The sequence below is a fragment of the Streptomyces sp. DI166 genome (assembly GCF_900091315.1).
GTDB classification, from domain to species: Bacteria; Actinomycetota; Actinomycetes; order Streptomycetales; family Streptomycetaceae; genus Streptomyces; species Streptomyces fuscus.
Window position 1 is genome coordinate 24,615 of record NZ_FLSP01000047.1, and the last position, 24,029, is coordinate 48,643.

The 24,029-nt window shown below is 72.8% G+C and carries 20 protein-coding genes; 7 read left to right on the forward strand and 13 right to left on the reverse strand.

The features are described 5' to 3' along the window. The first annotated feature begins 161 nt into the window (after positions 1-161). The 3 genes from GA0115233_RS22580 to GA0115233_RS22590 all read left to right on the forward strand — a co-directional run bounded on the left by GA0115233_RS22580 (position 162) and on the right by GA0115233_RS22590 (position 3,571). On the forward strand, positions 162-1,019 hold the full coding sequence (locus GA0115233_RS22580) for an AAA family ATPase (protein WP_093722099.1): 858 nt from the start codon (positions 162-164) through the stop codon (positions 1,017-1,019). Continuing rightward, a complete protein-coding gene (locus GA0115233_RS22585) occupies positions 1,016-2,404 on the forward strand; it encodes a vWA domain-containing protein (protein WP_093722100.1) in 1,389 nt (462 codons plus the stop codon). Before GA0115233_RS22580 ends, GA0115233_RS22585 begins: the two co-directional genes overlap by 4 nt. A gap of 192 nt (positions 2,405-2,596) precedes the next feature. Continuing rightward, complete coding sequence (locus GA0115233_RS22590) at positions 2,597-3,571, forward strand: NAD(P)-dependent alcohol dehydrogenase (protein WP_093722101.1); 975 nt, start codon at positions 2,597-2,599, stop codon at positions 3,569-3,571. A 9-nt stretch (positions 3,572-3,580) separates the two neighbouring features. Here the strand turns inward: GA0115233_RS22590 and GA0115233_RS22595 are convergent, their stop codons facing one another. Continuing rightward, positions 3,581-3,943, reverse strand: a complete 363-nt coding sequence (locus GA0115233_RS22595) for a cupin domain-containing protein (RefSeq protein ID WP_093722102.1) — start codon at positions 3,941-3,943, stop codon at positions 3,581-3,583. Between the two features lie 216 nt (positions 3,944-4,159). Here GA0115233_RS22595 and GA0115233_RS22600 point away from each other — a divergent pair, with 216 nt between their 5' ends. Next, positions 4,160-4,882, forward strand: a complete 723-nt coding sequence (locus GA0115233_RS22600) for an FAD binding domain-containing protein (protein ID WP_093722103.1) — start codon at positions 4,160-4,162, stop codon at positions 4,880-4,882. Here GA0115233_RS22600 and GA0115233_RS22605 read toward each other — a convergent pair. Genes GA0115233_RS22605 through GA0115233_RS22620 form a run of 4 tightly spaced genes read right to left on the reverse strand, consistent with a single transcriptional unit; the run spans position 4,862 to position 10,670 of the window. Then, complete coding sequence (locus tag GA0115233_RS22605) at positions 4,862-5,887, reverse strand: hypothetical protein (protein WP_093722104.1); 1,026 nt, start codon at positions 5,885-5,887, stop codon at positions 4,862-4,864. The genes GA0115233_RS22600 and GA0115233_RS22605 overlap by 21 nt on opposite strands. Next, positions 5,884-7,785: a ferritin-like domain-containing protein gene (locus GA0115233_RS22610; RefSeq protein WP_093722105.1), complete on the reverse strand. Its 1,902-nt coding sequence runs from the start codon at positions 7,783-7,785 to the stop codon at positions 5,884-5,886. Before GA0115233_RS22610 ends, GA0115233_RS22605 begins: the two co-directional genes overlap by 4 nt. Positions 7,786-7,821: 36 nt before the next feature. Continuing rightward, positions 7,822-9,261, reverse strand: a complete 1,440-nt coding sequence (locus tag GA0115233_RS22615; RefSeq protein WP_093722106.1) for a radical SAM/SPASM domain-containing protein — start codon at positions 9,259-9,261, stop codon at positions 7,822-7,824. Then, complete coding sequence (locus GA0115233_RS22620) at positions 9,258-10,670, reverse strand: hypothetical protein (RefSeq protein WP_093722107.1); 1,413 nt, start codon at positions 10,668-10,670, stop codon at positions 9,258-9,260. The genes GA0115233_RS22615 and GA0115233_RS22620 overlap by 4 nt, the downstream gene beginning before the upstream one ends. A 376-nt stretch (positions 10,671-11,046) precedes the next feature. On the opposite strand from GA0115233_RS22620, the gene GA0115233_RS22625 reads away from it, so the two are divergent. After that, the gene (locus GA0115233_RS22625; RefSeq protein WP_093722108.1) at positions 11,047-12,465 is read left to right on the forward strand and encodes a Gfo/Idh/MocA family protein; all 1,419 of its coding nucleotides are present in this window, start codon (positions 11,047-11,049) and stop codon (positions 12,463-12,465) included. A gap of 1 nt (position 12,466) precedes the next feature. Here GA0115233_RS22625 and GA0115233_RS22630 read toward each other — a convergent pair whose 3' ends face one another. Beyond that, positions 12,467-13,663, reverse strand: a complete 1,197-nt coding sequence (locus tag GA0115233_RS22630) for an MFS transporter (protein WP_093722109.1) — start codon at positions 13,661-13,663, stop codon at positions 12,467-12,469. 103 nt (positions 13,664-13,766) lie between these two features. Here GA0115233_RS22630 and GA0115233_RS22635 point away from each other — a divergent pair, with 103 nt between their 5' ends. Together GA0115233_RS22635 and GA0115233_RS22640 are read left to right on the forward strand one after the other, a co-directional pair. Beyond that, complete coding sequence (locus GA0115233_RS22635; protein ID WP_093722110.1) at positions 13,767-15,170, forward strand: hypothetical protein; 1,404 nt, start codon at positions 13,767-13,769, stop codon at positions 15,168-15,170. Between the two features lie 19 nt (positions 15,171-15,189). Continuing rightward, on the forward strand, positions 15,190-16,878 hold the full coding sequence (locus GA0115233_RS22640) for a tetratricopeptide repeat protein (RefSeq protein WP_093722111.1): 1,689 nt from the start codon (positions 15,190-15,192) through the stop codon (positions 16,876-16,878). Positions 16,879-16,885: 7 nt separating this feature from the next. Here GA0115233_RS22640 and GA0115233_RS22645 read toward each other — a convergent pair whose 3' ends face one another. From GA0115233_RS22645 to GA0115233_RS22675, 7 genes are all read right to left on the reverse strand, one after another. Then, positions 16,886-17,365, reverse strand: coding sequence for a universal stress protein (locus tag GA0115233_RS22645; RefSeq protein ID WP_093722112.1), 480 nt, complete (start codon positions 17,363-17,365; stop codon positions 16,886-16,888). A gap of 4 nt (positions 17,366-17,369) precedes the next feature. Beyond that, positions 17,370-18,629, reverse strand: a complete 1,260-nt coding sequence (locus GA0115233_RS22650) for an SLC13 family permease (protein ID WP_093722113.1) — start codon at positions 18,627-18,629, stop codon at positions 17,370-17,372. Between the two features lie 87 nt (positions 18,630-18,716). Beyond that, a complete protein-coding gene (locus GA0115233_RS22655; protein ID WP_176711903.1) occupies positions 18,717-19,190 on the reverse strand; it encodes a MarR family winged helix-turn-helix transcriptional regulator in 474 nt (157 codons plus the stop codon). 125 nt (positions 19,191-19,315) lie between these two features. After that, on the reverse strand, positions 19,316-19,876 hold the full coding sequence (locus GA0115233_RS22660) for an SMI1/KNR4 family protein (RefSeq protein WP_093722115.1): 561 nt from the start codon (positions 19,874-19,876) through the stop codon (positions 19,316-19,318). Then, entirely contained in the window at positions 19,866-21,317 is a 1,452-nt protein-coding gene (locus tag GA0115233_RS22665) for an FAD-binding oxidoreductase (RefSeq protein ID WP_218063514.1), read from the reverse strand. The genes GA0115233_RS22660 and GA0115233_RS22665 overlap by 11 nt, the downstream gene beginning before the upstream one ends. Further along, positions 21,314-22,222, reverse strand: coding sequence for an alpha/beta fold hydrolase (locus GA0115233_RS22670; protein WP_093722116.1), 909 nt, complete (start codon positions 22,220-22,222; stop codon positions 21,314-21,316). Before GA0115233_RS22670 ends, GA0115233_RS22665 begins: the two co-directional genes overlap by 4 nt. A gap of 139 nt (positions 22,223-22,361) precedes the next feature. After that, entirely contained in the window at positions 22,362-23,999 is a 1,638-nt protein-coding gene (locus GA0115233_RS22675; protein WP_093722117.1) for a LuxR family transcriptional regulator, read from the reverse strand. Between the last annotated feature and the right edge of the window lie 30 nt (positions 24,000-24,029).

Consider the following 24,029-nt stretch of genomic DNA (forward strand, 5'->3'; position numbering starts at 1 on the left):
GCCGCGCCCGGCGGCCTGGAAGGCGGCGCGCCGCACCAGGTCGGTGACGGTTGTCACGGGCGCGTCACCCTGCCCCGTCGATCGAGGTCCGCCGGACCATCCCGTGACAGATCGGCTGAACAAGCGCTTAGATAGGAACGAGTACCCGAGCAGGAGGCCCCGTGTTCACATCTGTCGACGACGTCGCCGCGCGTCTGGCCGAGACCGGCTACCTCGCCTCGCCCGCGGTCGCCACCACCGTCTTCCTCGCCGACCGGCTCGGCAAGCCGCTGCTGGTCGAGGGCCCCGCCGGGGTCGGCAAGACCGAGCTGGCCAAGGCCGTCGCCCAGGTGGCCGGGGCCCGGCTGGTCCGCCTGCAGTGCTACGAGGGCGTCGACGAGTCGCGCGCCCTGTACGAGTGGAACCACGCCAAGCAGCTGCTGCGGATCAGCGCGGGCCGCGACGAGACCTGGGACGAGACCCGCACGGACATCTTCAGCGAGGAGTTCCTGCTCCCCCGCCCGCTGCTCACCGCGATCCGCGGCGACGACCCGAAGGTCCTGCTGATCGACGAGACGGACAAGGCGGACGTCGAGGTCGAGGGCCTGCTGCTGGAGGTGCTCAGCGACTTCCAGGTCACGGTGCCCGAGCTGGGTACGGTCACGGCGACCCGCCGCCCCTTCGTCGTCCTCACCTCCAACGCCAGCCGCGAGCTGTCCGAGGCCCTGCGCCGCCGCTGTCTCTTCCTGCACATCGGCTTCCCCGACGAGGAGCTGGAGCGCCGGATCGTCCGGCTGAAGGTGCCCGGCCTCGACGAGGCGCTGGCCCGCTCGGTGGTCCGGGTGGTGGGCGCGCTGCGTGCCATGGACCTGCGCAAGCTCCCGTCGGTCGCCGAGACCATCGACTGGGCACGCACCCTGATCGCGCTCGGCGCCGACACCCTGGACGAGACGGTCGTACGGGACAGCCTCGGCGTCCTGCTCAAGCATCAGGAGGACGTGCTCAAGGCCACCGCCAAGCTCGATCTGGACGCGCTGTGACCAGCCCGGCCACCGGTGTCACCGGTGTCACGGACGGCACCGGGGTCGCCGACCGGCTGACGTCGCTGGTCGCGGCGCTCCGCGCGCACGGCATCCGGATCGGCACCGGGGAGACCGTGGACGCGGCCGAGGCGGTGGCGGCGCTCGGGCTCACGGACCGGGAGCTGCTGCGTGAGGGCCTGGCGGCGACCCTGCTGCACAGCCCGGCGCAGCGGCCGGTGTTCGACCCGGTCTTCGACCTGTACTTTCCGCGCGGTGTCGGCGCCCCGGAGGGTGAGGCGGCGGGCCGGGACGACCTCCGGGACCGGCTGGCGTCGGCGCTGGCCGCGGACGACCGGGCGCTGATGGGCCGGCTGGCGGTGGAGGCGGTCGACGGGTACGGCGGCTACGGCTCCTCCCCCGGTTCGGACGGCTGGTCGTCGTACCAGACCCTGGACCGCATCCGTCCGCAGACGCTGCTGGCCCGGGTGCGGGACGAGATCCGGGCGCGGGGCGGGAGCGCGGGGTTCGCCGACCGGCTGCTGGAGGACGAGATCCGGCGGCGCATCGAGGCGTTCCGGGCGCTGGTGGTCGCGGAGGCGCGGCGCCGGGTGGCGGAGCGGCGCGGGCGGGACGAGATCGCCCGGCGGGCGGTGGCCCCGACCGCCGACCGCGTGGACTTCCTGTACGCCGGGAAGGCGCAGGTCGCCGAGTTGCGCAGGGCGGTCCAGCCGCTCGCCCGCAAGCTGGCGACCCGGCTCGCGGCCCGTCGGCGGCGTGCCGCGCGGGGCTCGATCGATCTGCGGCGCACCCTGCGCGGTTCGCTGTCCACGGGCGGCGTGCCGATGAAGCCGGTGCTGCGCAGGCGCCGCCCGGCCCGGCCCGAGCTGGTGCTGCTGTGCGATGTGTCGGGCTCGGTGTCGGGGTTCTCGGACTTCACGATGCTGCTGGTGCAGGCGCTGCACGACCAGTTCAGCAAGGTGCGGGTGTTCGCCTTCGTCAACCGGGTCGACGAGGTCACCGGCATGCTGGTGCACGGCCGGGCGGACCCGCAGGGCCTGGGCTCCCGCATCCAGGCGGAGGCCACGCTGACCGGCTGGCACGGCAGCAGTGACTACGGCATGGCGCTGGGCGAGTTCGCCGAGCGGTACGGCGACGCGGTGGGCCCGCGCAGCACGGTGTTCGTGCTCGGTGACGCGCGCACCAACATGAGCGACCCGAACCTCGCGGCCGTCCGGCAGATCCGCGAACGGGCGCGCCGCGTCTACTGGTTGAACCCCGAGCCGATGAGCAGTTGGGGCACGGGCGACTCGGCGGCGCCCGAGTACGCGGCGCTGGTCGAGATGCACGAGTGCCGCAACGCCCGCCAGCTCAGCGAGCTGGTGGCGCGGCTGCTGCCGGTGTGAGCCGGGGCCCTGCGGCTGCTGCCGATGTGAGCCGGGATCCCGCGGCTGCTGCCGGTGTGAGCCGACGTCCCTGAGGGACCCGCGCGTCTTCCTCAGGGCCTTCTCCGGGGCTCCCCGGGATGAATCAGGGTTCGCCCCCGATGCCCCGCGGTGCCCGGATCCCTACTGTCGAAGATGACGAAGGGGGCGGTCATGAAGGCAGTGGTGCAGGAGCGGTACGGCTCGGTGGACGCGCTGGAGTTCCGGGACGTGGAGCGGCCGGAGCCCGGCCCGGGCGAGGTGCTGGTGCGGGTGCGCGCGGCCTCGGTGAACGCCTACGACTGGCACTTCCTGCACGGCGACCCGGTGGTGGCCCGCGCGATGATGGGCTGGCGCGGGCCCAGGGCGCGCATCCGGGGCCGTGATTTCGCGGGCGTGGTCGAGGCGGTGGGCAGCGGCGTCGACGGCCTGGCGCCCGGCGACGAGGTGTACGGGGAAGCGGACGGCGCCTTCGCGGAGTACGTGTGCGCTCCGGGCGACAGCGTGGGCCCGAAGCCGTCCAACCTCACCTTCGAGCAGGCCGCGGCGATACCCCTCGCCGGGAACACGGCACTGATCGGCGTGCGGGACGTCGCGGGCGTCCAGCCGGGGCAGACGCTGCTGATCAACGGGGCTTCCGGGGGCGTCGGCACGTTCGCGGTGCAGCTCGGCAAGGTGTACGGCGCCGAGGTGACGGCGGTGTGCAGCGCGCGCAACGCCGACCGGGCCCGGTCGCTGGGCGCGGACCACGTCCTGGACTACGCCCGCGAGGACTTCACCCGCGGCGGCCGGCGCTATGACGTGGTGCTGGACCTGGTCGGCAACCACTCACTGACGGCGTTCCGGCGCGCGCTCACCCCGTCCGGCACCCTGGTGCTGTCCGGGGGCGGGATCTACGAGGGCGGGAGCGTCCTCGGTCCCATGGGGCTGTTCATCAAGCGGCGGCTGACGGCGCCCTTCGTGCGTCAGCGGCTGCTCGAACTCCCGGCCAGGCAGAGCAGGAAGAATCTGGCCGCCCTGCGGGAGCTGACCGAGTCCGGGCGCATATCGCCGGTCGTCGAGCGGACGTACCCGCTCAGCGAGGCGGCCGAGGCCATCCGGTACGTGGAGGTGGAGCACGCCCGCGCGAAGGTCGTCATCACCGTCTGAGCCTGGCCGTCACTCCTTGGCCTTGGCGTACTCCTTGGCCATCGCGCCCGCGAAGTCGTAGACGATCACCTGCTCGTCGCCCACGACCCAGGCGTCGTGTCCGGGGGAGAGGACGAACACGTCGCCGGGGCCGACCTCGCCCTCACCGCCGTCGTCCATCGTGACGTGCATCCGGCCCTGGACCACATAGCCGTTGTGGTGGACCTCGCAGCTCTCGGTCCCCGCGAGGGGGCCGATGCACTCGGACCAGCGCCAGCCGGGTTCAAACGTGGCCACGGCGAAATCCAGTCCGGTCATATGGACGGCTTCCAGGTGCCCGCGGGGAAAATCGCGCCGCTCGTCCGGCTTGTCGAGCGTCTTCACTTCCATCATCACGGCTCTCCTTCCGGCCGCGCTGTGTGCCCAGGTCTCCATCCTCCGCCTGTCCACTCGGCGCCGCCATACGGGTGACAGGAGGGCAGCGTCCGGCGCGAGCGCGGCGTACCGGTGGCGCATGGAGTGAATCCGTGACCCCTGCATGCGCCCCCTGTCCCGCGGGGAGAATGCGGTCGGCGTTTGACCGGAATCGATCGGAAAGCAGGGCCGCTCGTGTTGTTGCATCTGCCCACGTCCGTGTCCGAGGTCCAGCAGCACATCGCCGAGGGGGCGTTGCCGATCGGCGGCGCGACCTTGGTGTGGGCGTCCTTCCAACGGGACGGCTTCCCCGAGCGGGCCGTCTCCCTGCGCAACCTCCCGGAGGCCAATGTCCTGGAGGCCGAGGCGCTGGGCTCCGCGGTGGTCCTGCAGCGCATCGACGACCGAGTGCCGCTGGTGCTGCGCCGCGCGGCCTCGACGATAGGCACCGGGGCGGTGCGCCGGGCGGCCACCGTCGGCGGCAACATCGTCGGCAGCACACTGCGCTGTCTGCTCCCCGCCGCGCTGGTCCTCAATGCCCGCGCCACGGTCCTGGACTCGGCCGGCGTCTACGAGACGGACCTGACCGAACTCCTGGCCAAGCGCCCCGTCCTGCTCAGCATCAACTGGCAGACCCCGCTGGTCAGCGGCTACTACAAGGAGGACGCCCCGGCCGGCGGGCCGCCGCCCCTGGTCATCGCCACCGCGGTGCACGCCGACGCCGACGGCGCGCACCACCTGCGCCTGGCGGTGCGCGACGGCTACGAGTTCCTGACCGCCACCGCGCCGTGCGCCCCCGGTCTCGACTCGGTCCTGCACACGGTCGAGTCCACCGACATCGGCGGCCTCCCCGCCGTTGTGCGCGCCCGGATCCGCGAGGAGATCACGGACGTGCTCTCACGCACCGACGGCAGCTGACGGGACCGCCCCCGAGGCCTCGATCTCGTGCCGCCACGCGGGCGCCTCGAACGCCTGGGCGTAGAGCAGCGCGCAGGTGGCCAGATGGTCGCGGAACGCGGTGTGCAGCCGGGCCGTGTAGTGCGCGCACAGCCGGTCCGCGGGGGTGCCCGCGGCGGTGGAGTCGATCACGGCGGCGGCGAGCACGGCGGTGCGCAGTGCCTGGGCGGTACCCGTGCCGCTGAGCGGGTCGTACCGGATGGCGCCCGCGCCGACCAGCAGCGTTCCGGGGGCGCTGTCGGTCGGTGGGGTCGCCGGGGCTCGGTGCAGGCGTGGCGCGGCGGGCAGGGCGACCGCGGTGGCGGGCGGTGCCGCGAGCCGTCCGGCCAGCGGGCTCCGCGCGAGGAGACAGCCCAGGTGCCGGGCTGGGTGCTCGACCGGTCCCGGGACCATCGCCTGGAGCAGGGCGGTGCCGTCGCCGAGCGGCATCAGGTGCAGCCAGGCGTCGTCGGTGCGCTCCAGCCGGGCGGTAGTGCTGTCGTCCGCGTCGGCGCAGGGTGCCTCCCCGGCCAGCACATGGCGCCGCCCGGCGGTCCGGTAGGCGTTCTGCGGGGCGGCGGTGACGGTCCAGTGCGCCGAGGCCGGGTCGGTCGGCACGTCGGACGCCACCGCGTCCGGGTACCGGTCCGTGAGCCGGTCGAGCAGTCGCCCGGCGAGGCGGGCGCCGTCCACGACCGCCGCGGGCCGGTGCAGGGGCGGGTCGGCGGCGGTGCCGGCCGTCCAGTGGGCGTGCCGGTGGGTCAGCCGGTGGCTGTCGGCGGTCGGGCTCTCCGGCGGGCCGATCTCCCACAGGGAGTTGAGCAGCGCGAGGGTGTCGTCGCCGAGCAGCAGGAGGCGGGGGCCGCCGGGCGGCCGGGGCCGGAGCCGGACCCGGTGACCTCGCGCCAGCAGCAGCCGGGCGCAGGTCAGTTCGGCGAGTCCGGATCCGGCGACGGTGGCGACGACCGGCCGCCCGGCGGGGCTCACAGGATGAGGTCCGCGATCAGGGCCTCGGTGGTGGCCCGGTGGCGGGTCATCATGCTGCTCAGTTCGGCGCCGTCGAGTGAGCCGATGGTCTCCTGCGCCTGCCGGGCCGCCCGGGCGGCGGCGAGGGTGGCCCGGCCGTCGGCGAGCGCGGTGGCCCCGGACTGCGGCAGCCGGAAGCGGGGCGCGACCCCGCGGGAGGCGAGCAAATGGTTGACCTCGTGCAGGTTGCCCATGGCGCGCCGGGCGTGCTCGATCAGTACGCCCCCGGCGCGGTCGCCCAGCGCGAGGGTCTCCTTCATCGTGCCGAGCAGCACCGCGTAGTTGAGGTCCGCGAGTTCCAGCAGGCGCTGGTCCAGTGTGTCCGGGGTCTTGCCGAACCGGCGCAGGTACTCGTCCTCGGAGAACTCCGCGAGGTGCCCCTTGACCGCCCGGAACCGTTCGTAGTGGTCCACGCCCTCGTCGATGATCAGCTTGACCAGGTGGGCGAGCCGGTCGGACTGGGGGAACAGGTCGGGCCGTCTGACGATGGTGTGGTGGAGGCGGACGTACATGCCGTCGATGCCGTCCAGATCGAGCTGGTCACTGGTCTTCTCCACCCTGATGAACCAGTCCAGTTGCTCGGCGGTGAGCGGCTTCAGCTCGAAGACCTGCCCGGTCTGCTCCTGGATGACCAGGTCCGGGGGCGGCGGGTCGAGCTTGATCGGTCTGCCGAGCACGCCGAGGGCCTCGTTGACCCAGCGCAGGTGGCGCATCTCGTCCACGGCGACCGAGAAGACCTCGGCGGCGGCCGCGTGGAACCGTGCGACGGGCGACTGGGGGTTGGTGCCGGGGGCGAGGACGGTCGGGGCGTTCAGCGAGTAGTGGGCGTAGAGGTACTCCAGGCACAGGGCGTGCTCGACGTCGGCGAGGTGCTCCAGTCGTGCGACGACCTCCTCGCGGGACATCTCCCGCAGCTCGAACGGCACGCCCGGGCCGAGTGCGTCGTCCTCGCGGCCGTTGAGGACGACCGGGAGCACGTTCCAGTTGGTGATCAGTTCGGGGTGGTCGAGTTCCAGGGCGCCCCGCTCGGCGATGTTCGGGGTGTCCAGTGGGGGCGGGGTCGAGCGGTCGGCGCGCTGGAAGTTCAGAGGGCGGAACCGGCCGTCGGGGCTGGCGGAGATGTCGGGTTTGGACGCGGCCCAGTAGTAGCAGCCGCATTCGCGGAAGTCGTACTGCCACGGGGCGCACAGGCTGCGTGTGAGGTCGCCGGGGAGGTAGACCTCGGGGTCGATGACTCCGTCGGGGTCCAGGTAGGCGGCCCGGTCGGCGATGAGGACGGCGGCCTCCACCCGTCCGTCGTCGCCGCGCTGCACGGTGGTGCGGTTCTGCGTCCGCCAGGAGTTGAGGCCGCCGGGCACGATGTTCGCGCCCGGGGACTCGCTGCCCGGGGTGGGGCCGAGCAGGATGGCGATCCTGCCCGGCAGCAGGTCGTGCACCCGGCGCCACAGGGCGAGCCCGGAGCGCTCGGTGGCGTGGAAGACGGGTGCCTGTGCCTCCGTCTGGTCCACGGTGGTCCGTCCGCACACCGCCCACAGGTGCAGCCGCCAGGGGTCGCTCGGGGTGCCCGCGCCCAGGTCGGCTGCCGTGAGGTCCAGTACGGCCGGGTCGCCCTCGGTGACGCCGATCAGCCGCGAACCGCTGCCGTGGTGGAAGTCGAAGAGCAGCCCGGGGAAGAACGCCTTGTCCAGGTTGCGCTGGTCGAATTCGAGGCCGGGGAAGCAGTTGTCCACGCCGCTCTCGGGGCGGGAGCCGGAGGGGTTGCCCCGCACCGCGTAGTCGGCCCGCGCGGTGAGGTTGCGGGGGAAGACCTTCCCCTCGGGTACGGGCAGGTCCACGCTGCCGGGAATCGGGTTGTTCACGGTCGGCTCCTTCGTCCGGGTGGGTCGCGGATACGGTCAGCGGGCCAGTCCGGCCGGGTCACCGGGCAGGTCGGAGGGTGTCGTACGGCGGAAGAACTCGGGTGCGCGCTCGGTGAGTTCGACGTAGGCGCGCAGGCAGAAGGCGAGCCAGCCGCGGATGTAGTCGCAGCCGGGGCGGCCCCGCCGGGCCACCTCGTGGTAGCAGCCGCCGCCGCACAGGTAGCGGGCCCAGCAGGTGCGGCAGGGCTCCGTACGGTCCACGTGACGGGCCGCGAGGTGCTCGGCCCGCGCCGCCCGGTCCGGCCCGCCGGCGACGGAGCCCATGCGGAACCCGGGGTCGTCGACGAGCCGGTGGCAGGCGTACAGGCCGCCCTCGGCGGAGGCGCTGAGGTAACCGGCCCCGGCTCCGCACGGGTAGGGGCGGTGGCCGCCGGTGTGGAGTTCGAGCATCGCGGTCTGGAAGTTGCCGAAGGGGTACGGGCGGCCCGCGGCGAGTGCCGCCAGTGCCGCCTCCCCGCACTCGGTCATCTGCTCCAGGAACCCGGAGAACGCCTCGGCGCCGATCTCGTAGGCCGGGTCGGGGGCGCTGACCACCGCGGCGAAGCCGACCTCGTCGAAGCCGAGGTCGATCCCGTGCTCCAGGATGCCCTTCAGCTTCCCGGTGTACGGGGTCACGCTGACCCGGGCGGAGAGGTGGCGGGGTCGTCCGTGCCGGTTGAGCACGTCGAGTCCGGCGCGCAGTCTGTCGTAGGCGCTGCCGCCGCCGGGGGCGGTGCGCAGTGCGTCGTGTCCGGCGCGGTCGCCGTCGAGGCTGACGGCGACGGTGAAGGGGTGCGCGGCGAACAGCGCGGCGTCCTCGGGCCGGACGGTGGTCAGGTTGGTGGTGAGGGCGAAGCGGACCGGGTGCCCGGTGGCGGCGCCCGCCCGGGTGGCGTGGTCGACGACCTCGTGGACGAGGTCGCGGGCCAGGAGCGGTTCACCGCCCATGAAGCCGACGACGACCGGGGCGCCGGGTGCCGCCTCGGCGAGCAGCCGGTCCACGGCGGCGAAGGCGGTGGCACGGGGCATGGCGCGGGCGGAGCCGCCGAAGCGGCCCTCGTCGGCGTAGCAGTGGCCGCAGCTGAGGTTGCACGCCTGCATCACGTTGAGGGAGAGGGAGGACAGCGGCGGGACCTCGGCCGGGGTGCCGTCGATGCGCGGGGCGGGGACGCCCGCGCCGCCCCACAGGGGCAGTCCCAGTTCGGCGGCGAGGGCGGTCTCCGCCGCCGGGTCGTGGGGCGCCGCGTCGGCGGCCGCCGTCCAGGCCTCCAGCCGGGCGGCGGTGGACTCGGGCAGGTCGTAGATCCGGCTGCCGTCGGCGACGAACAGATGGGCACCGTGGGCGCTGCGGAAGACCCTGGTCTCGGCGGCGAGGCCGGGCGGGCCCGCCGGACCCCGCTCGGGCGGACGCCTACCGATCTGCACAAGGACGGTCACGAGCCCTCCTCCACGCCCGCGCGCACGGACGCGGCCCACGCGGTGAGCAGGTCGTACTGTCGGCGGGTCACATGCATGGGGAAGGCGTCGGACCCGCGGTTGGCGACCGGCATACGGCGGTCGTACCAGGGTTCCTCCAGGGCAGGCGGCCGGACGAACCGCTGGATGAAGTCGGGCTGCTCGCGGATCAGGTCCTCCAGGACCTCCAGGGCGAGGAAGCGGCGGTGCTTGCGTCGCCCGCGTTCGGTGAGCGCGAGGGTGATCCCGGCCAGGGGCACCGGCGCCGGGAAGGTGCGGGCGCGGGCCTCGGCGACCGGGCTGCCCTCCGCCTGGGCGTTGGCGATGTTCTCACCGGTGGCCCGCTGGTTCTGGGCGTCCACGTTGACGGATTCCATGGCCTCCAGGGCCCGTTCGAACAGGTCGCGCACCTCCAGGGCGGTGAGCTGCGGATTCGCGGAGATGTAGGCGGGGTCGCGGACCTCGGCGCGCTTGACGCGGTCGGCGAGGCCGTCGGCCAGGGAGGTGAAGGGTCTGCGGTCGGGGGCGAAGTCGGGCGGGGTGACGACGACCCGGGCCCGCGCGGTGAGATCGCCGATGGTGACACTGACCAGGCCGTCGCAGACGTCGTCCACAAGTCCGAAACTGGTTCCGCCGTCCTCGGCGGACGCTCCGGCAAACAGGCCGGAGGGCGCGGTCCGCGGGTCGAAGCGGACGGCCCGGAACTCGCACCAGCGTGACTCCGGCGAGAGGAACAGCCGCTCGGCGGGAAGCGGGTACCGGTTGGTGCGCTGGAGCAGGTCGGTGGGTCCGTAGACGAGTCCGGCGGCGGGGGTGAAGCGCAGCCGCAGTTCGGGGAAGTCGTCGCTGGGGCGCGGGACTTGGACGGACCCTAGGGGGATGTGGCGGCCGGGGGGTACCAGGGGCCGGGCCGCGCCCTGCGGGGAGCGGCCCTCCAGGGGGCGCCGCCGGTGCTCGTTCCCGGCCACCTCGACGGTGGCGTCGATGCGGTCGTCGTCGGAGCGGGTGCAGTGGTGCGCCTTGAGGTTGGCGACCTCCACCTTCCATGCGACGTCGGCGAGGGTGAGGCCGAAGGCGTCCAGTACCTGCGTGGTGATGGGCCCTTCGGCGCGCTCCCCGTCGACGGCCCAGGTGCCGTGCACCTCGAAGAACGGGCAGATGGGCCGGAAGCCCCGCTCGTCCTTGAAGCGGACCCGGTTGCCCTGCGGCCGGCGCTCGGTGAGCGTGCCGTCCTCGGCGACGACGAGCGAGGGGGCGGGCTGGGCCACGGTCTTGCCGGTGCCCCGGGCGGTCAGGTCGTTGGGCCCGTAGCGGTAGTTCTCGCAGGGCTCGGGGGACGGACCCAGCCGGGCGAAGGCCAGCGGCGGGTACAGCCACATCGTCTCGATCACCGTGCGTCTCCGTTTCCATCGGGGAGAGGGACGAGTCCACCCGAGGACCTCGGCTCCCGGCGGCACTGCCGCCCGGTCGGGCCGGAGCGTGGGGGCGGGCCGCAGGGGTTGCCGGTGAGGTCCGGCTCGATGGCCGTTACGCACCGTATCCACTGCGGTCCGCCGAGCGACGACAGACGGCGCCTACGCTCCGTGACTGTCCCGCGTTCGGCGTAGGGCTGACAGGGCGCCAGATTCAGCCAATCGCACGAGACTTGCTCAATCGTGCTCGCAACTCCTTCTTTTCGAGCACCTATTGACATGTCGAGTTGGCATGGACAGAGTCATGCGGCAGCAAGAGCAGCCGGCCGCCACGCATTAGGGAGCGATCCGCGCCATGCCTGAACACGCTGCTGTCTCACGCCGAACCCTCATGGGCGGGGCCCTCGCCTCCGGCGCCGTGGTCGCCGGACTGGGTTCCCCGGCCGCCGCCGCATCCTCGGAAGGCGCCCCCGCGCGCCGACCGGGCCAGAGATCGATGATCGGGGTCCCGTTCCAGGAGCACCCCACCGTCCGCGTCGGGCTCGTCGGGCTCGGCAACCGGGGTCATGGCATGGCCTCGGGCTGGGCCGCCGTCCCGGGCTGCACCGTCCGCGCGGTGTGCGACATCCGCTCCGAACGGGCCAGACGTACCGCCGACAAGCTGGTCGCCGAAGGGCGCCCCCGGCCCGTGGAGTACGGGGGCTCCGCCGACGCCTACTCCCGCATGCTGCGCCGGGACGACATCGACCTCGTCTACATCGCCACGCCCTGGGAGTTCCACTACGAACAGGGCCGCGCCGCACTCCTCGCAGGCAAGCACGTACTCGTCGAACTGCCCGTCGCCACCGAGCTGAAGGAGCTGTGGGACCTCGTCGACACCAGCGAGCGCACCCGCCGCCACCTGATCCTCTCCGAGAACTGCTCCTACGGCCGCAATGAGCTGGCGATGCTGAAGATGGCCCACGACGGGCTGTTCGGCGAGGTCACCAACGGCCACGGGGGCTACCTGCACGATCTGCGGGCCCTGCTGTTCTCGGACACGTACTACACCGACGCCTGGCGCAGGCTGTGGCACACCCGCAGCACCGCGTCCTTCTACCCCATGCACGGTCTGGCGCCCATCGCCGCCGCCATGGACATCAACCGCGGCGACCGTATGACGACTCTGCGGGCGACCTCCACCGAGCCGCGCGGGCTCGCCGACTACCGCGAGCGTTTCGTGCCCGAGGGCCACCCGAGCTGGAGGGAGACCTACATCAACGGTGACCTGGTCACCTGCCTCATCGACACCGCGCAGGGGCGGGTGATCCGCGCCGAGCACGACGTCAGCTCGCCGCGGCCGTACAGCCGTATCAACTCCCTCGCGGGCAGCCGCGGCATCTTCGAGGACTACGCGGGCGTGGACTCCGCGGGCGGCGGTCGGGTCTATCTGGAGCCGGACCACGGCGGTCACACCTGGCGGGCGTTCGACGCCTACCGCAAGGAGTTCGACCACTGGCTGTGGCTGAAGATCGGTGACGACGCCGAGAACAACGGCGGGCACGGCGGCATGGACTACGTCCTGCAGTGGCGCACCGTGCAGCAGATGCGCGCCGGGCTCGTCCCCGACATCGACGTCTACGACTCCGCCGTGTGGTGCTCCCCCGTCCCGCTGAGCGTCAAGTCCCTTGCCGCGGGCGGCCGTCCGGTCGCCGTCCCGGACTTCACCCGGGGCGCCTGGGTCAACCGCCGCACGGGCCTGGACTCCCGCCCCGGCGAGATGCCGCCGCTGTGACCTACCCGGCGCCGCCCGGTTCCGGCACCGGGCGGCGCTGCAGGTAAAGACCCGCCGTCGACACCAGCAGCGCCATGCACGCGATGAACACCAGCCCGGCGCCCTCCAGTCCGAGCGGCGCCACCAGCAGGCCCACGCCGATCACCGGTACCGAGATCCCGGCGTAGGCCACCACGAACAGGGCCGAGATCACCGCCGCCCGCTTGTCGTCGTCGGACACCTGCGCCACCGCGGCCAGGGCGGCACGGAAGGACAGCCCCTGTCCGGTGCCGCCGACGACCGCGCTCAGGACGACGAGGGGCAGCAGGTCCCAGTACAGGGCACCGGCGAGCAGCGCCAGGCCCGCGAGCAGCAGGGTGCAGCCGAGCGGCAGCGAGCGGGGCACCCCGACCCGGCCGACGGCGAGCTGACCGGCCGTCGAGGAGAAGAAGGCCAGCGCGACCACGAGTCCGCTCACCGCGTGGTTGTGCACGTCCAGGGACTGGGCGAGGAACGACGGGCTGACCGAGGTGAACACCCCGAACAGGGCGAACCCCACGAAGGACGCGGTCGCCGCCGGACCGAACACCGGCCGCACCCGCGGCGGCAGGCTGGGGCGCTGCGGCCGTACGGTGCTCAGCGGCCGCCGCTCGCGCACCGTCTCCGGGAGCCGGAGCAGGACAGCCGCCGAGATGACGACCAGGGCGAGGTGGACGGCGAACGGCAGGTACAGCGGCCGGTCGGCGTACTGCGCGAGCACTCCGGCGAGCAGCGGGCCGCAGCCGAGGCCGCCCATGTTGGCGGCGGTGGCCACCAGCGTGCCGCGTGGCGACCCGCGCGGGGCGAGTTCGATGACGTACGCCGAACCCGCGCCGGTGAACAGGCCCGCGGACAGCCCCGACAGCAGCCGTCCCACGTACAGCCAGCCCAGCGCTGAGGCGAGCAGGAAGCAGACGGCGCTGGCCGCCGAGCAGACCAGGCCCCACCACAGTACGGGCCGTCGGCCGACCGCGTCCGAGGCGTTCCCGGCGAGCAGCAGGACGCCGATGACCCCGAAGGCGTAGACGGCGTAGACGACCGTGACGGTCAGCTCGGAGAAGTCGAACCTCTCCTGGTACAGGCCGTAGAGCGGGGTGGGCAGTGTGGTCCCGGCCATGCAGACCGCGAAGACCGCTCCGGCGAGCAGGCACGCGCGCCAGCCTCGGGAATCACCGTGCATAGGGCCGACCGTAACCGCCGGCGGTGGCCTCGGCTGGGATCATGGAGCGGGCCGCGCCGCACAAGCACCGCCCGCTTCTTCGTTTCTCGCAGGGGGATCTCGTATGACCGCAGGTGACGCTGTGATCGGGCTGGCCGCCAACCGGTCCGCGCCCGCCGATGTACTGCTGCGCATCGTGCCGGAGGACTACGACTGGGACATCGTGCAACGGCTCACCTGGCGCGAGTCGCTGCCGGACGAGGTCGGGGAGGCGCTGGTCAGACACCCCGTGCGCCTGGTGCGCGGCGCGATAGCGGACAGCTGGGTGGCCTCCCCCGAGCTGAAGGCCAAGCTGCTGGACGGCCCGGAGTCCGACGCCATTCTGGTCGCCTGCGGTGCGTTTCCGTACCGGGCGACGGTCGAGCCGATGCCGGACTGGGCGTACGAGCGGCTGCTGAACCACCCACGGCCCGACATCCGGCACGAGACGGCCCTGTCGTTCCACATCCCCGTCCACGTCCTGGCGCCGCTGGCCACGCACGAGGACCCGTTGCTCCGGATGGCCGCCTGCCGTCGTCTGTGGACGGAGCTCCCCGAGGACGTACGCGCCGCACGCCTCCACGACCCGGACGACCGGGTCCGGCAGGCCGCCGCACTGCACGTCATGCACGAGGACGCCGAGCAGACGGCATGGCTCGTCGAGACGGCCAAGGGCGGGTACGAGTACCAAAACGTACTCGAATCCGGGCTGCTCACCAGGGAGTTGGCGGAACGCCTGATGGCGGAGGACAACTACGGTCTGAGCCTGCTCGCACTCAATCCGACGCTGCCCTCCGACCTCGCCGCCCGGCTGGCCGGCCACGAGGACCCGAGGGTGCGGCTCGCCGTCTCGGCCCGTCCGGAGCTGACGGAGGAGCAGCGGGCCGCCATCGACTGGAAGGTGCGCCCCGAGGACCGGTTGACCCCACTGCAGTGGGTGCGGCGCGCCCGCCACGACGTGGACGTGCTGCGCCGCTGCGCCCACTCCGGGCACACCTGGCTGCGCCGGAGCGCCGCGGTGTGCGAGGAGTTGCCCGAGGACTGCGTCCAACTCCTGGCCGAGGACGAGGACTTCGCCGTACGGCTGCTGCTCGCCGAGTTCCACCCGAAGGCGCCTCCGGAGCTGCTGCTCGACCTGTACCTGCATGGTGACCACCGCGCCTGCGCCATGCTCGTCGCCCGTCCGCAGTTCCCGTCGGCGGGTCTCGCGGCGCGCTGCGCCGACGCGGAGAGCTCACGGGAACGCGCCCTCGCCCTGCGCGATCCGGACGCCTCACCGGCCCTGGTGGAGCGGCTGAGCCAGGACCCGAGTGTTTGGGTGCGCCAGGCGGCGGCCTACGACCCCAGGCTGCCGGTGCGCCGGATCGTCGAACTGCTCGACGATCCGGACGTGTGCCAGTCGGCGGCGGCCAACCCCTCGTTGCCGGTGGCGGAGATGCGGGCGCTGCTCGACCGGGTGGGGGTGCCGGAGCTGCCCGCGCGCGGCTGAACAGGGCCTGCGTGAAACGATGTTGCTCGTGACACAGGAGATACAGCAGCGCGGCGAGGCCCTGGTCGCCGCCGCACGCGCCGGGGACGAGAAGACCGCCCGTCGGTACACCGACTACTTCGTGCTCAACCACCTTGTGGACGAGGGCATCCCGTACTGGGAGCAGGCGGTGGCGGCGGGCGACGCGTTCTCTCACTACACCCTCGCCCGGTACCGGAAGATCCGCGGCGACCGGCCCGCCGCGGCGGATCTCTACCGCGCCGTCGCCGACCGCCATCCCGGCAGCGCCTACGGACTGGGCATCCTGCTCAAGGAGATCGGGGACCCGGAGGCCGCCGAGTGGTTCCGGCGCGGTTGGGAGAACGGCCGCGACCTCAGCTGCAAGATCGAGCTGGGCAAGTTGCTCGCCGCCGAGGGGCAACTCGACGAGGCGCCCAAGTTCTTGATGAGCAACGTCGACATCGGTGACATCGCGGTCTTCCGCTGGGTGCAGCTCTTCGAGTCGATCCGCGAGGAGTTCGACAAGGTCGCCGCCGCGCTGGACGCCGCCGAGGCCGACCGGGACGCGGACGCCGCGGCGGCGGCGCTGCGTCCGCTGTTCGACCTGGAGAAGTACTTCCGTGACTACCCCGGTCTGACCGCCGAGGCCGAGTCCTACTACCTGCGGGCCGGTGAGCTGAGTGTGCCCGCCCGCGTGGACTACGCCGTCTTCCTGGACGAGACCGGCGGCGACGCGGACTGGGCCAAGGCGTGCGAACTGCTCACCCGGGCCCACGAGGAGGGCCACCACGGAGCCGCCTTCGTGCTGGGACTCGGGCACGAGCAGCGCGGCGCCCTCACCGAGGCCGAGCACTGGTACGTCCTCTCGGCCGGTCTCGGGCATCCGGCCGCGCAGTACAACCTCGGTCTGCTGTGCAAGCGGCAGCGGCGCTACGACGAGGCGGAGCGCTGGTTCCGGCAGCTCGCGGAGGACGACGAGGACGCCGTCACCCAGCTCGAACGGCTGGCCGTGCTGCGGGAGTCGGGGAGCACCGCGCCGGGCAAGGACCTGCGCAGGCTGCCCGGACTGCGTGAGCGCGCGGAGGCGGGGGATGTCGGCGCCGGGTACGCGTACGGGAAGATCCTTCACGACTGGGGCGGCGCCTCGGAGCGGCATGTGGTCCGGTGGATCGAGCCGGCCGCCGAGGCGGGCGATCCGGAGGCCGCGTACGAGCTGGCGGAGCTGTACCGGGCGATGCGGTACAAGCCCGCGGTGCGCGACGACTGGTACCGCAGGGCCGCCGAGGCGGGGCACCCCGGCGCGTGCAACGAGATGGGCTGGCTCTCCGAGCACCACCGGGACTACCAGGAGGCCGAGCGCTGGTACGTGCGGGCCGCCGAGGACGGTTCGTCGCTGAACGCCATGCTCGCGGGCAAGCTGATGGCGCAGCGCGGCGCGTACGCCGAGGCGGAACCGTATCTGCGTCAGGTCTGGGAGGACGACCGGGACGCGGCGTACCGCACCGAGGCCGCCGGGTACTACGGACTCGTACTGCACCGGCTGGGACGGCTCACGGAGGCCCGGGAACCCCTGCGCGCGGCCGCCGCGCGCTGGCGGGAGGACGTGCGCTCCCGCTACAGCCCCGACGACTTCGCCGTCATGGCCCGGATGGCCGACCCGGCGAAGGAACTGGAGGAGGTGGAGGCGGCGCTGGCGGGCTCCGCTTAGGGGCCGCTCAGGGGTGCGGCGGCAGGGTCGGCAGTCCCGGTGGCGGTTCCGGCCACACCAGGAGCACCGGGCAGGGCGCGTGGTCGACGACGAAGCGGCTCGCCGGGCCCAGGCTGTGCGGGCCGAGGTGGGTGCGGTCGCCGTCGCGGGCCAGGATCAGCAGGTCCGAGCCCTCGGACGCGGCGACGACCTCGCGTTCCACGCGGCCGGTGCGCTCGACCCGGGTGCAGGCCCGTCCCAGCCGGTCGGCCGCGGTCTGGAGCAGTTCCCGCGCGGAGGAGGCGGCGAGCTGTTCCAGGCGTGTGCCCGGGTCGCGCTCGGGGTGGCCGCGGCCGAGCAGCCCGGCGAAGGCGCCGTGCGCGGCACCGGGGACGTCGGCCGGGGTGACGTGCAGCAGGACGATGTCGGTGTCCGCCGGGGCGTGGGCGCGGGCGGCGTCCACGCAGGCGTGCCAGGTGCCCTCGACGATCCAGACGACCACGGCCATGGGGTCAGCCTCCTCCGATCACGGACAGCGAGGCCCACAGTGCCAGCACCGCGGCCCCCAGACTCGCCGGGACCGCGTACACGCCGAGCCGGGTGAACTCCCGCAGTTCGACCTCGCCGTCGTGGGCATGCACGATACGCCGCCACAGCAGGGTGGCCAGGGAGCCCGCGTAGGTGAGGTTGGGGCCGATGTTCACCCCGAGCAGCACGGCGAGGACGGCGCCGGGACCGGACGGGGCGGTCAGCGGCAGCAGCACCAGGACCGCGGGCAGGTTGTTGATGACGTTGGCGAGTACGGCGGCCAGCGCGGCGACGGCGAGCAGTTCCGGCAGCCCCGTACCGGCGGGGATCAGGTGACCCAGCGCCTCGTCGAGCCCGTTGTCCACGACCGCGCGGACCACGATGCCGAGCGCCAGCACGAAGGCGAGGAAGGGCACGGAGGCGGCGCCCAGCAGGGCCCGGGGTGTGGTGCGGCGCCGGATCAGGGCCCGCACGGCGAGGGTCAGCGCGCCCGCGAGGGCGGCCCAGGCCGGGTCGACGCCGACCGCCGAGGTCAGGACGAACCCGGCGAGCGTGCATCCCACGGTCACCAGCGCGAACCTCGGCAGCGGCGGCGGTTCCCCCACGTCCGCGGTCTGCGCCCCGGCGTCCAGGTCGGTGGCGAAGAAGCGGCGGAAGACCAGGTACTCGACGGCGATGGCCGCCGCCCAGGGCAGCGCCATCAGCGCCGCGAACCGGGTGAAGCTCAGCCCGCTCGCGGTGAAGGCGAGCAGATTGGTGAGGTTGGAGACCGGCAGCAGCAGCGAGGCCGTGTTCGACAGATGGGTGCAGGCGTAGACATGCGGTTTGGGGCGCGCACCGAGCCGGGCGGCGGTGGCGAACACGACCGGCGTCAGCAGGACCACGGTGGCGTCCAGGCTGAGCACCGCCGTGATGGCCGAGGCGGCGACGAACACCTGGGCCAGCAAGCGGCGCGGACGGCCCGCCGCCGTGCGCGCCATCCACGCCCCGCAGGCACGGAACAGCCCGTCGTCGTCGCACAGCTGGGCGAGCACCAGCACGGCCGCCAGAAAGCCGACGACCGGCGCCAGATGTTCCACTTCGTCGAGGGCGGCGTCGAACGGGATCGCCCCCGTGACGACCACCAGGACCGCCGCGGGAACGGCGACGACTGCCTCCGGCCAGCCGAAGGGGCGGACGATCGCACCGGCCAGGACCAGTACGAGCAGGGCCACGGACAGCGTCTCCGCGAGCTGGGTGTTCAGGATCGGTTCCTTCCGCGCGGCGGCACCGGCCGCCTGTACATCACGGCGAAAGGTACCCCGCGCGCAGCGCCGTACCGCTCAGGGCGGTCAGCGTACGGCGCGGGCGCGCTGAGCCCCCTCGACGATTCTCCGCAGCACCTCGGCCATCGCGCTCAGGTCGATCCCTTCGAGCTGGTCGAAGAGGGTACGCCGGACGAGCCGGAGATGCTCCGGCCCCGCCTCCTTCAGCACGCTCGCGCCGCGCTCCGTGAGCACCGCCCGTACGGCACGGCGGTCGCTGGACCCGCGTCTGCGTTCGACCAGGCCCCGGGCCTCCAGCCGGTCGACGGTCCTGCTCATCGCGCTGAGGGACTGCAGGCAGTCCTCGGCGAGCAGGGAGAGCTGCCTGCCCTGCCCGTCCGCCTCCGACAGCACGCGCAACGCCGTGTACTCGACCTGCGAGAGCCCGTGCCGTCTGGTGAGGTCCTCGTCCCACGCCTTGAGCAGGGCGTCGATCGCCTCGGGCAGGGTGCGCAGCACCTTTTCCTCGGTGGCGCTCAAAGGACGGAGATCGTCAGTCATCTGCCTCATGCTAGATCAGGCCTTGAACTAACCCGGCGGCACCGGCGGTTGCTTCCGCGCGCCCGCAAAGCCGGTGCGTCCGGGCGGAGTTGACGGGACCGGTGGTGAAACGGTCCCGATGCCGGTCACTCGGCGTCGAACCAGTCCTTGTTCTGCGCCCAGTGCCGTACCCATCCCGCGAATCCGGGCTCCCCGCCGGTGAACCCGGAGTGTGCGCCGAAGGGCAGGGCACCGACATCGGTGACCTGCCAGATGTGGCCGCGCTGCGGACCGGTGACGACGAGGTGCCAGTTCATCGCGCAGCCGTCCGTGCCGAGCACGAGAGAACCGTGGTTGTGGACCTGTTCGATGCGCTCCTCGATGTCGTCCGCCGGATCCTCGTCCTCCTCCCATATCCAGGTCTCCGTCAGCGGGAACGGCGTGCCGAGGTCACGGTCCCGCCCGTCCCCGGCCCAGTCGACCGGCAGCTCCACCAGGGGCAGCAGCCCGTACGCCGGTGGTCCGGACGGAGAGCCGTCCGCTGTCTCGGCGACGAAGGTCCGGTAGGGCTCGGGCAGGACGATCCCGTGCTCCGCCTCGAAGGCACGGACCGCCTTCCACCCCAGCGGCGGCGCGCCCTTGCGCTCGGCGTCGAACGCCGCGCGCAGGGCGGCCAGCTCGGTGGGGTCGGCGTGATCAACGTTCATGGGGCATGGATAGCACCCCGCTCGGACGGATGTTGCGGTTGACCCGGAAGAGGTTGTCGGGGTCACAGTCCGCCTTGACCTGCTGGAGGCGTTCGTACGTGCCCCGGTACGCGGCGGCGGTCCGGTCGGGGCCGTCCTCGGGCAGCTGGAAGTTGACGTAGTTCCCGCCGGTCGAGTACGGGCGGATCCTCTCCCAGCCCGCGCGGACCGCGCCCACGATGCGTTCGCCGTCGTCCCCCGGTGGCCACACCCCGGAGAAGCCGCTGATGAAGCGGGCGTCCCGGTTGCCGACCGCGCCACCGTCCTCGTCGGCCTCGTTGATCGCGCCGGCGAGATGGAAGACGACGGAGAAGGACAGCGGGGACGCGACGTCCAGTGCGGCGTCCCGGAAGGCGGGGAGGTAGTCGGCGGGCAGGTCCGGGAGGAACTCGGCCTTCCAGTACTGGTTCAGGCCCTTGGGTTCCGTCTCGTCGAGCATGGACTGCTGGGCCGTGTAGGGCTTCTCGCCGATGAGGTCGAAGATCGGATCCCCCAGGGACCTCAGCGGTGCGAGATCGGCTTCGGCGCCCTTGCCGCTGTGGCACACCAACACCCCGGCCACGGGCTTGAGTTGCCACTCCTCCGGTACGAACGGCGCGGGCGGCGCGAGCCGTACGACCACCGCCGCGGTCAGCTCGCGGGGGGCGTTCGCGGTGAGTTCCCGGTACGTCGCGAGGACGTCGTCCACGCGGTCGGCGCCCCAGGCGGCGAGGCCGCCGGTGATGACGGGGCCGACCCGGTGCAGCCGGAAGGTGAAGCGCGTGACGATGCCGAAGTTGCCGCCACCGCCGCGCAGCGCCCAGAACAGGTCCGGGTGCTCCGTGCGGCTCGCGGTCCTGATCCGCCCGTCCGCCGTGACGATCTCGACCTGCTCCAGGTTGTCGGCGGCCCAGCCGAACCGGCGTGCCAGATAGCCGAATCCGCCGCCGAGGGTCAGTCCGGCGACCCCGGTCTCGGACACGAAGCCGAGCACCGTCGCCAGCCCGTGCCGCTGGGTCGCCCGGTCCACGTCCTGCAACAGGCACCCCGGGCCCACGTGGGCGAGCCGGGCGGCCGGGTCCACGGTGACCTCCCGCATACGGGACATGTCCAGGGTCAGCCCGCCGTCGGCGAGTGCCGTGCCGCCGATGTTGTGGCCGCCGCCCTTGACGCTCAGCAGCACACCGTGGTCCGCGGCGAACCGGACGACCGTCGCCACGTCCTCGGCCGAGACCGGTTGGACGACCAGTCTCGGTACCGCGGTGACCATGGCGTTCCAGACCAGGACGGCCTCGTCCCAGCCGTTGTCCCCGGCCGCGAGCAGCGGGCCCGCCAGCCGGGTGCCAAGCTTCTCGATCTGTGTGGCGGTCAGGCCGACGCCGCCGTCTTCGAGGCCGGTGACCTCCAGCATGCGCGCGGTCATGACGCGCCTCCGTTCTGACGTGACTCCCCTGTCGCCGTGCGCAGCGCCTTGAGGAACGCGTCCGGCTGCTCGGCGGCCGGGTCGTCGCGGCAGTCTTCGATCACATGCAGGGGCCAGCCGTAGCGGGCGCTCGCCGCCTGCGCCGTGCGCAGCCGGACCTGGAGGTCGTGGCGGCCGTGGATCAGGTCCGTGGGTACGTCGATGCGGGTGAGATCACCGGATGCGATCGGCCGCATGCCGACCTTCGGGATGAGGGTGCGAAGTGCCGCCTGGACGCTCGGGGTGCGGGCGCGGTCCAGGGCGTAGGCCCGCAAGGGTTCCCACTGCTCCCCCGTCCGCTCGCCCACGTGCTCCATGTCGTAGAAGCACCGCTTGAAGACGCGGTCGCGGCTCTTGGGGGTCGGCCGGGCGACGAAGCCCATCATGGGCAGCGCGAAGCTCGGCGCGGGCCGGAACCAGGCCAGGCCCATGGTGTCGACCAGGACCAGGCGGGCGAGGCGCCGGCTGTGGTGCACGGCGTACCGCGCGGCGATGGCACCGCCGAGCAGGTGGCCGACCAGCACGGGCGGCCGGCCTTGGCAGGTCCGGTCGATCAGTTCGTCGAGCCAGGTCATGACCGCGTCGCTGTCGAGCGGGCCGTCGCTCACCTCCGATTCCCCGTGGCCCGGCAGGTCGGGAACGATCACCCTGTGCGTCCTGACCAGGTCGGGGACCACCATGAGCCATACGGCGGCGAACTCGCCCTGGCCGTGCAGCAGCACGAGGGGAGGTCCGTCGCCGCCTTCCAGGACCGCGGTGGAGACGGTCCCGAGTTGAATGCGCCGTTCGGTCAGGGGCATGGCCGCCAGCAGCCGGCCGCGGTACTCCTGCCCGGTGGACGGCTCCCGAGTGTCGTGAGTGCTCATCACGGCCTCCTTCCTCGGTGCCTGCGGGGGTTCCTACGGACAAGGGTCCGAGTCGAGGAGGGGTGAGCGCTTCGGTCGTATCACCCACTGCGCGGGTGCGCGGCCTGTGGGTATTTCTGTGTACTCCGGTGTACGCGCCCTAGACGAGGTCGTGCTCGTAGGCGTAAGCCGTGGCGGCGGCCCGCGAGGAGACGCCGAGCTTGGTGAACATGTTGCTGACGTGCCGGGCGACGGTCCTGTCGCTGATCACGAGCCGGTCGGCGATCTGCTGGTTCGACGCACCGGTGGCGATCAGCCGCAGCACCTCCACCTCGCGCGGGGTCAGACCGCCGACGCCCGCCCGCACCGTGTCGCCCATCAGCTCCCGCACCTGTTCCAGGGCCGGTACGGCGCCCAGCCGCTGGAAGACCTCACGGGCGGCCCGCAGTTCCATACCGGCCGTGTCGTGATCGCCGACCTGGCGGTAGGCGCGCGCCATCTGGAGCCGCACGCGGGCCGCTTCGTAGGGGGCGCCGTTCTCCTGCCAGGCGGTCCATGCCCGGCGCAGGGCGATGCACGCGGCCTCCGGATCACCGGCCGCCAGCAGCACGGAGCCGTGCGCGTAGGCGGCGACCGCGCGCAGATACGGCGAGTCGAAGGCGTCCGCGATCTTGTCGAGCTCGTCCACGGCCAGCTGTGCGTCCTCCACGGCTCCGGCGGCCAGCTCGATCTCCACGTACCCGACCAGCACCCTGAGGCGCTCCTCCCCTCCCTCGGTCTCGACCAGGGTCCGGCGGATGGCGGTGGTCGCGTCGGCCGGCCGCCCCTGGGCCAGCCGGAGCAGGGCCAGCCCCGGCTGCGCGGAGTGCCCCCGGTCGCGGGCCTCGCGGTAGCAGTCCTCGGCACGGGAGAACTCGCCCCGCAGCCGGAACAGCTCGCCCCGCTGGTACAGCGCCATGCCCATCACCGGGTCACCGGGCAGGGCGGACAGGTGCTCGCAGGCCCGGGCCGCCTCGTCCATGGCGTCGGCCCACTCGCCGCGCACCTGCATGATCTCCGAACGGTGCACCATGCACTGCCCCCGGTAGGGCTGGAGATCCTGCTGCCGGGCGCACCAACGGCTCAGCGCGGCGGTCCACTCGTGCATCCGCCGCAGGTCGTAGATACCGCGGCAGGCGAGGATCACAGCGCAGTAGACAATCCCGGAGACGATGGGCGACACCTCTCCGGTGGTCACGGCCACCATCGCCTCGTCCAGCCGCGCCACCCCCTCCGCGGCCCGCCCTTGCGCCACGAGCGCCTGTCCCTGCCCCAGGGTCCCGAAGGCCCGCAGATCGGCGTCGTCGAACCGCTCGGCGATCTCACCGATCTCGACGAACCCCCGATAGGCCCCTTCGGGGTCCCCGGCGTCGAGTGCCCCGACGGCCAGGGGGACGCGCAGGTATCCCTGCTCGGCACAGTCGAGTGCCGCCTTCTGAAGAATGCGCTGCGCCCGTCCCAGCCAGCCTCCGCCGCGGGCGTGCTCGCCCTGCAGGAAGAGCGTGAGACCGAGCCAGAACGCGCACCGCGCGGCTGCGGCCGCGTCGCCCCGGTCGAGGTGTGCGTGATGGCTCCGTTCCCAGGCGCCCATCGCCGCGTCGAGTGCCCCCACCAGGTACGCCGCCTGCGCCAGCCGTTCGAGATCACCGCTGTCGAGCGGTTCCCGCCGGTCCGCGTCCGCCAGTTGCTCGTACGCATCCCGCCAGGCCAGCCGCCCGTACGCCTCCCGGCCCCGCACCAGAGGATCCACGGCGCCCATGAGCACTCCCACCGCCGACCGGCCCGCCCG

What these genes read in the sequence shown, in the direction of transcription:
- GA0115233_RS22595 (WP_093722102.1), bottom strand. Translation starts at nt 3,943, where the DNA reads ATGATGGAAGTGAAGACGCTCGACAAGCCGGACGAGCGGCGCGATTTT.
- GA0115233_RS22590 (WP_093722101.1), top strand. Translation starts at nt 2,597, where the DNA reads ATGAAGGCAGTGGTGCAGGAGCGGTACGGCTCGGTGGACGCGCTGGAG.
- GA0115233_RS22655 (WP_176711903.1), bottom strand. Translation starts at nt 19,190, where the DNA reads ATGACTGACGATCTCCGTCCTTTGAGCGCCACCGAGGAAAAGGTGCTG.
- GA0115233_RS22630 (WP_093722109.1), bottom strand. Translation starts at nt 13,663, where the DNA reads ATGCACGGTGATTCCCGAGGCTGGCGCGCGTGCCTGCTCGCCGGAGCG.
- GA0115233_RS22660 (WP_093722115.1), bottom strand. Translation starts at nt 19,876, where the DNA reads ATGAACGTTGATCACGCCGACCCCACCGAGCTGGCCGCCCTGCGCGCG.
- GA0115233_RS22675 (WP_093722117.1), bottom strand. Translation starts at nt 23,999, where the DNA reads ATGGGCGCCGTGGATCCTCTGGTGCGGGGCCGGGAGGCGTACGGGCGG.
- GA0115233_RS22665 (WP_218063514.1), bottom strand. Translation starts at nt 21,317, where the DNA reads ATGACCGCGCGCATGCTGGAGGTCACCGGCCTCGAAGACGGCGGCGTC.
- GA0115233_RS22635 (WP_093722110.1), top strand. Translation starts at nt 13,767, where the DNA reads ATGACCGCAGGTGACGCTGTGATCGGGCTGGCCGCCAACCGGTCCGCG.
- GA0115233_RS22670 (WP_093722116.1), bottom strand. Translation starts at nt 22,222, where the DNA reads ATGAGCACTCACGACACTCGGGAGCCGTCCACCGGGCAGGAGTACCGC.
- GA0115233_RS22645 (WP_093722112.1), bottom strand. Translation starts at nt 17,365, where the DNA reads ATGGCCGTGGTCGTCTGGATCGTCGAGGGCACCTGGCACGCCTGCGTG.
- GA0115233_RS22640 (WP_093722111.1), top strand. Translation starts at nt 15,190, where the DNA reads ATGTTGCTCGTGACACAGGAGATACAGCAGCGCGGCGAGGCCCTGGTC.
- GA0115233_RS22625 (WP_093722108.1), top strand. Translation starts at nt 11,047, where the DNA reads ATGCCTGAACACGCTGCTGTCTCACGCCGAACCCTCATGGGCGGGGCC.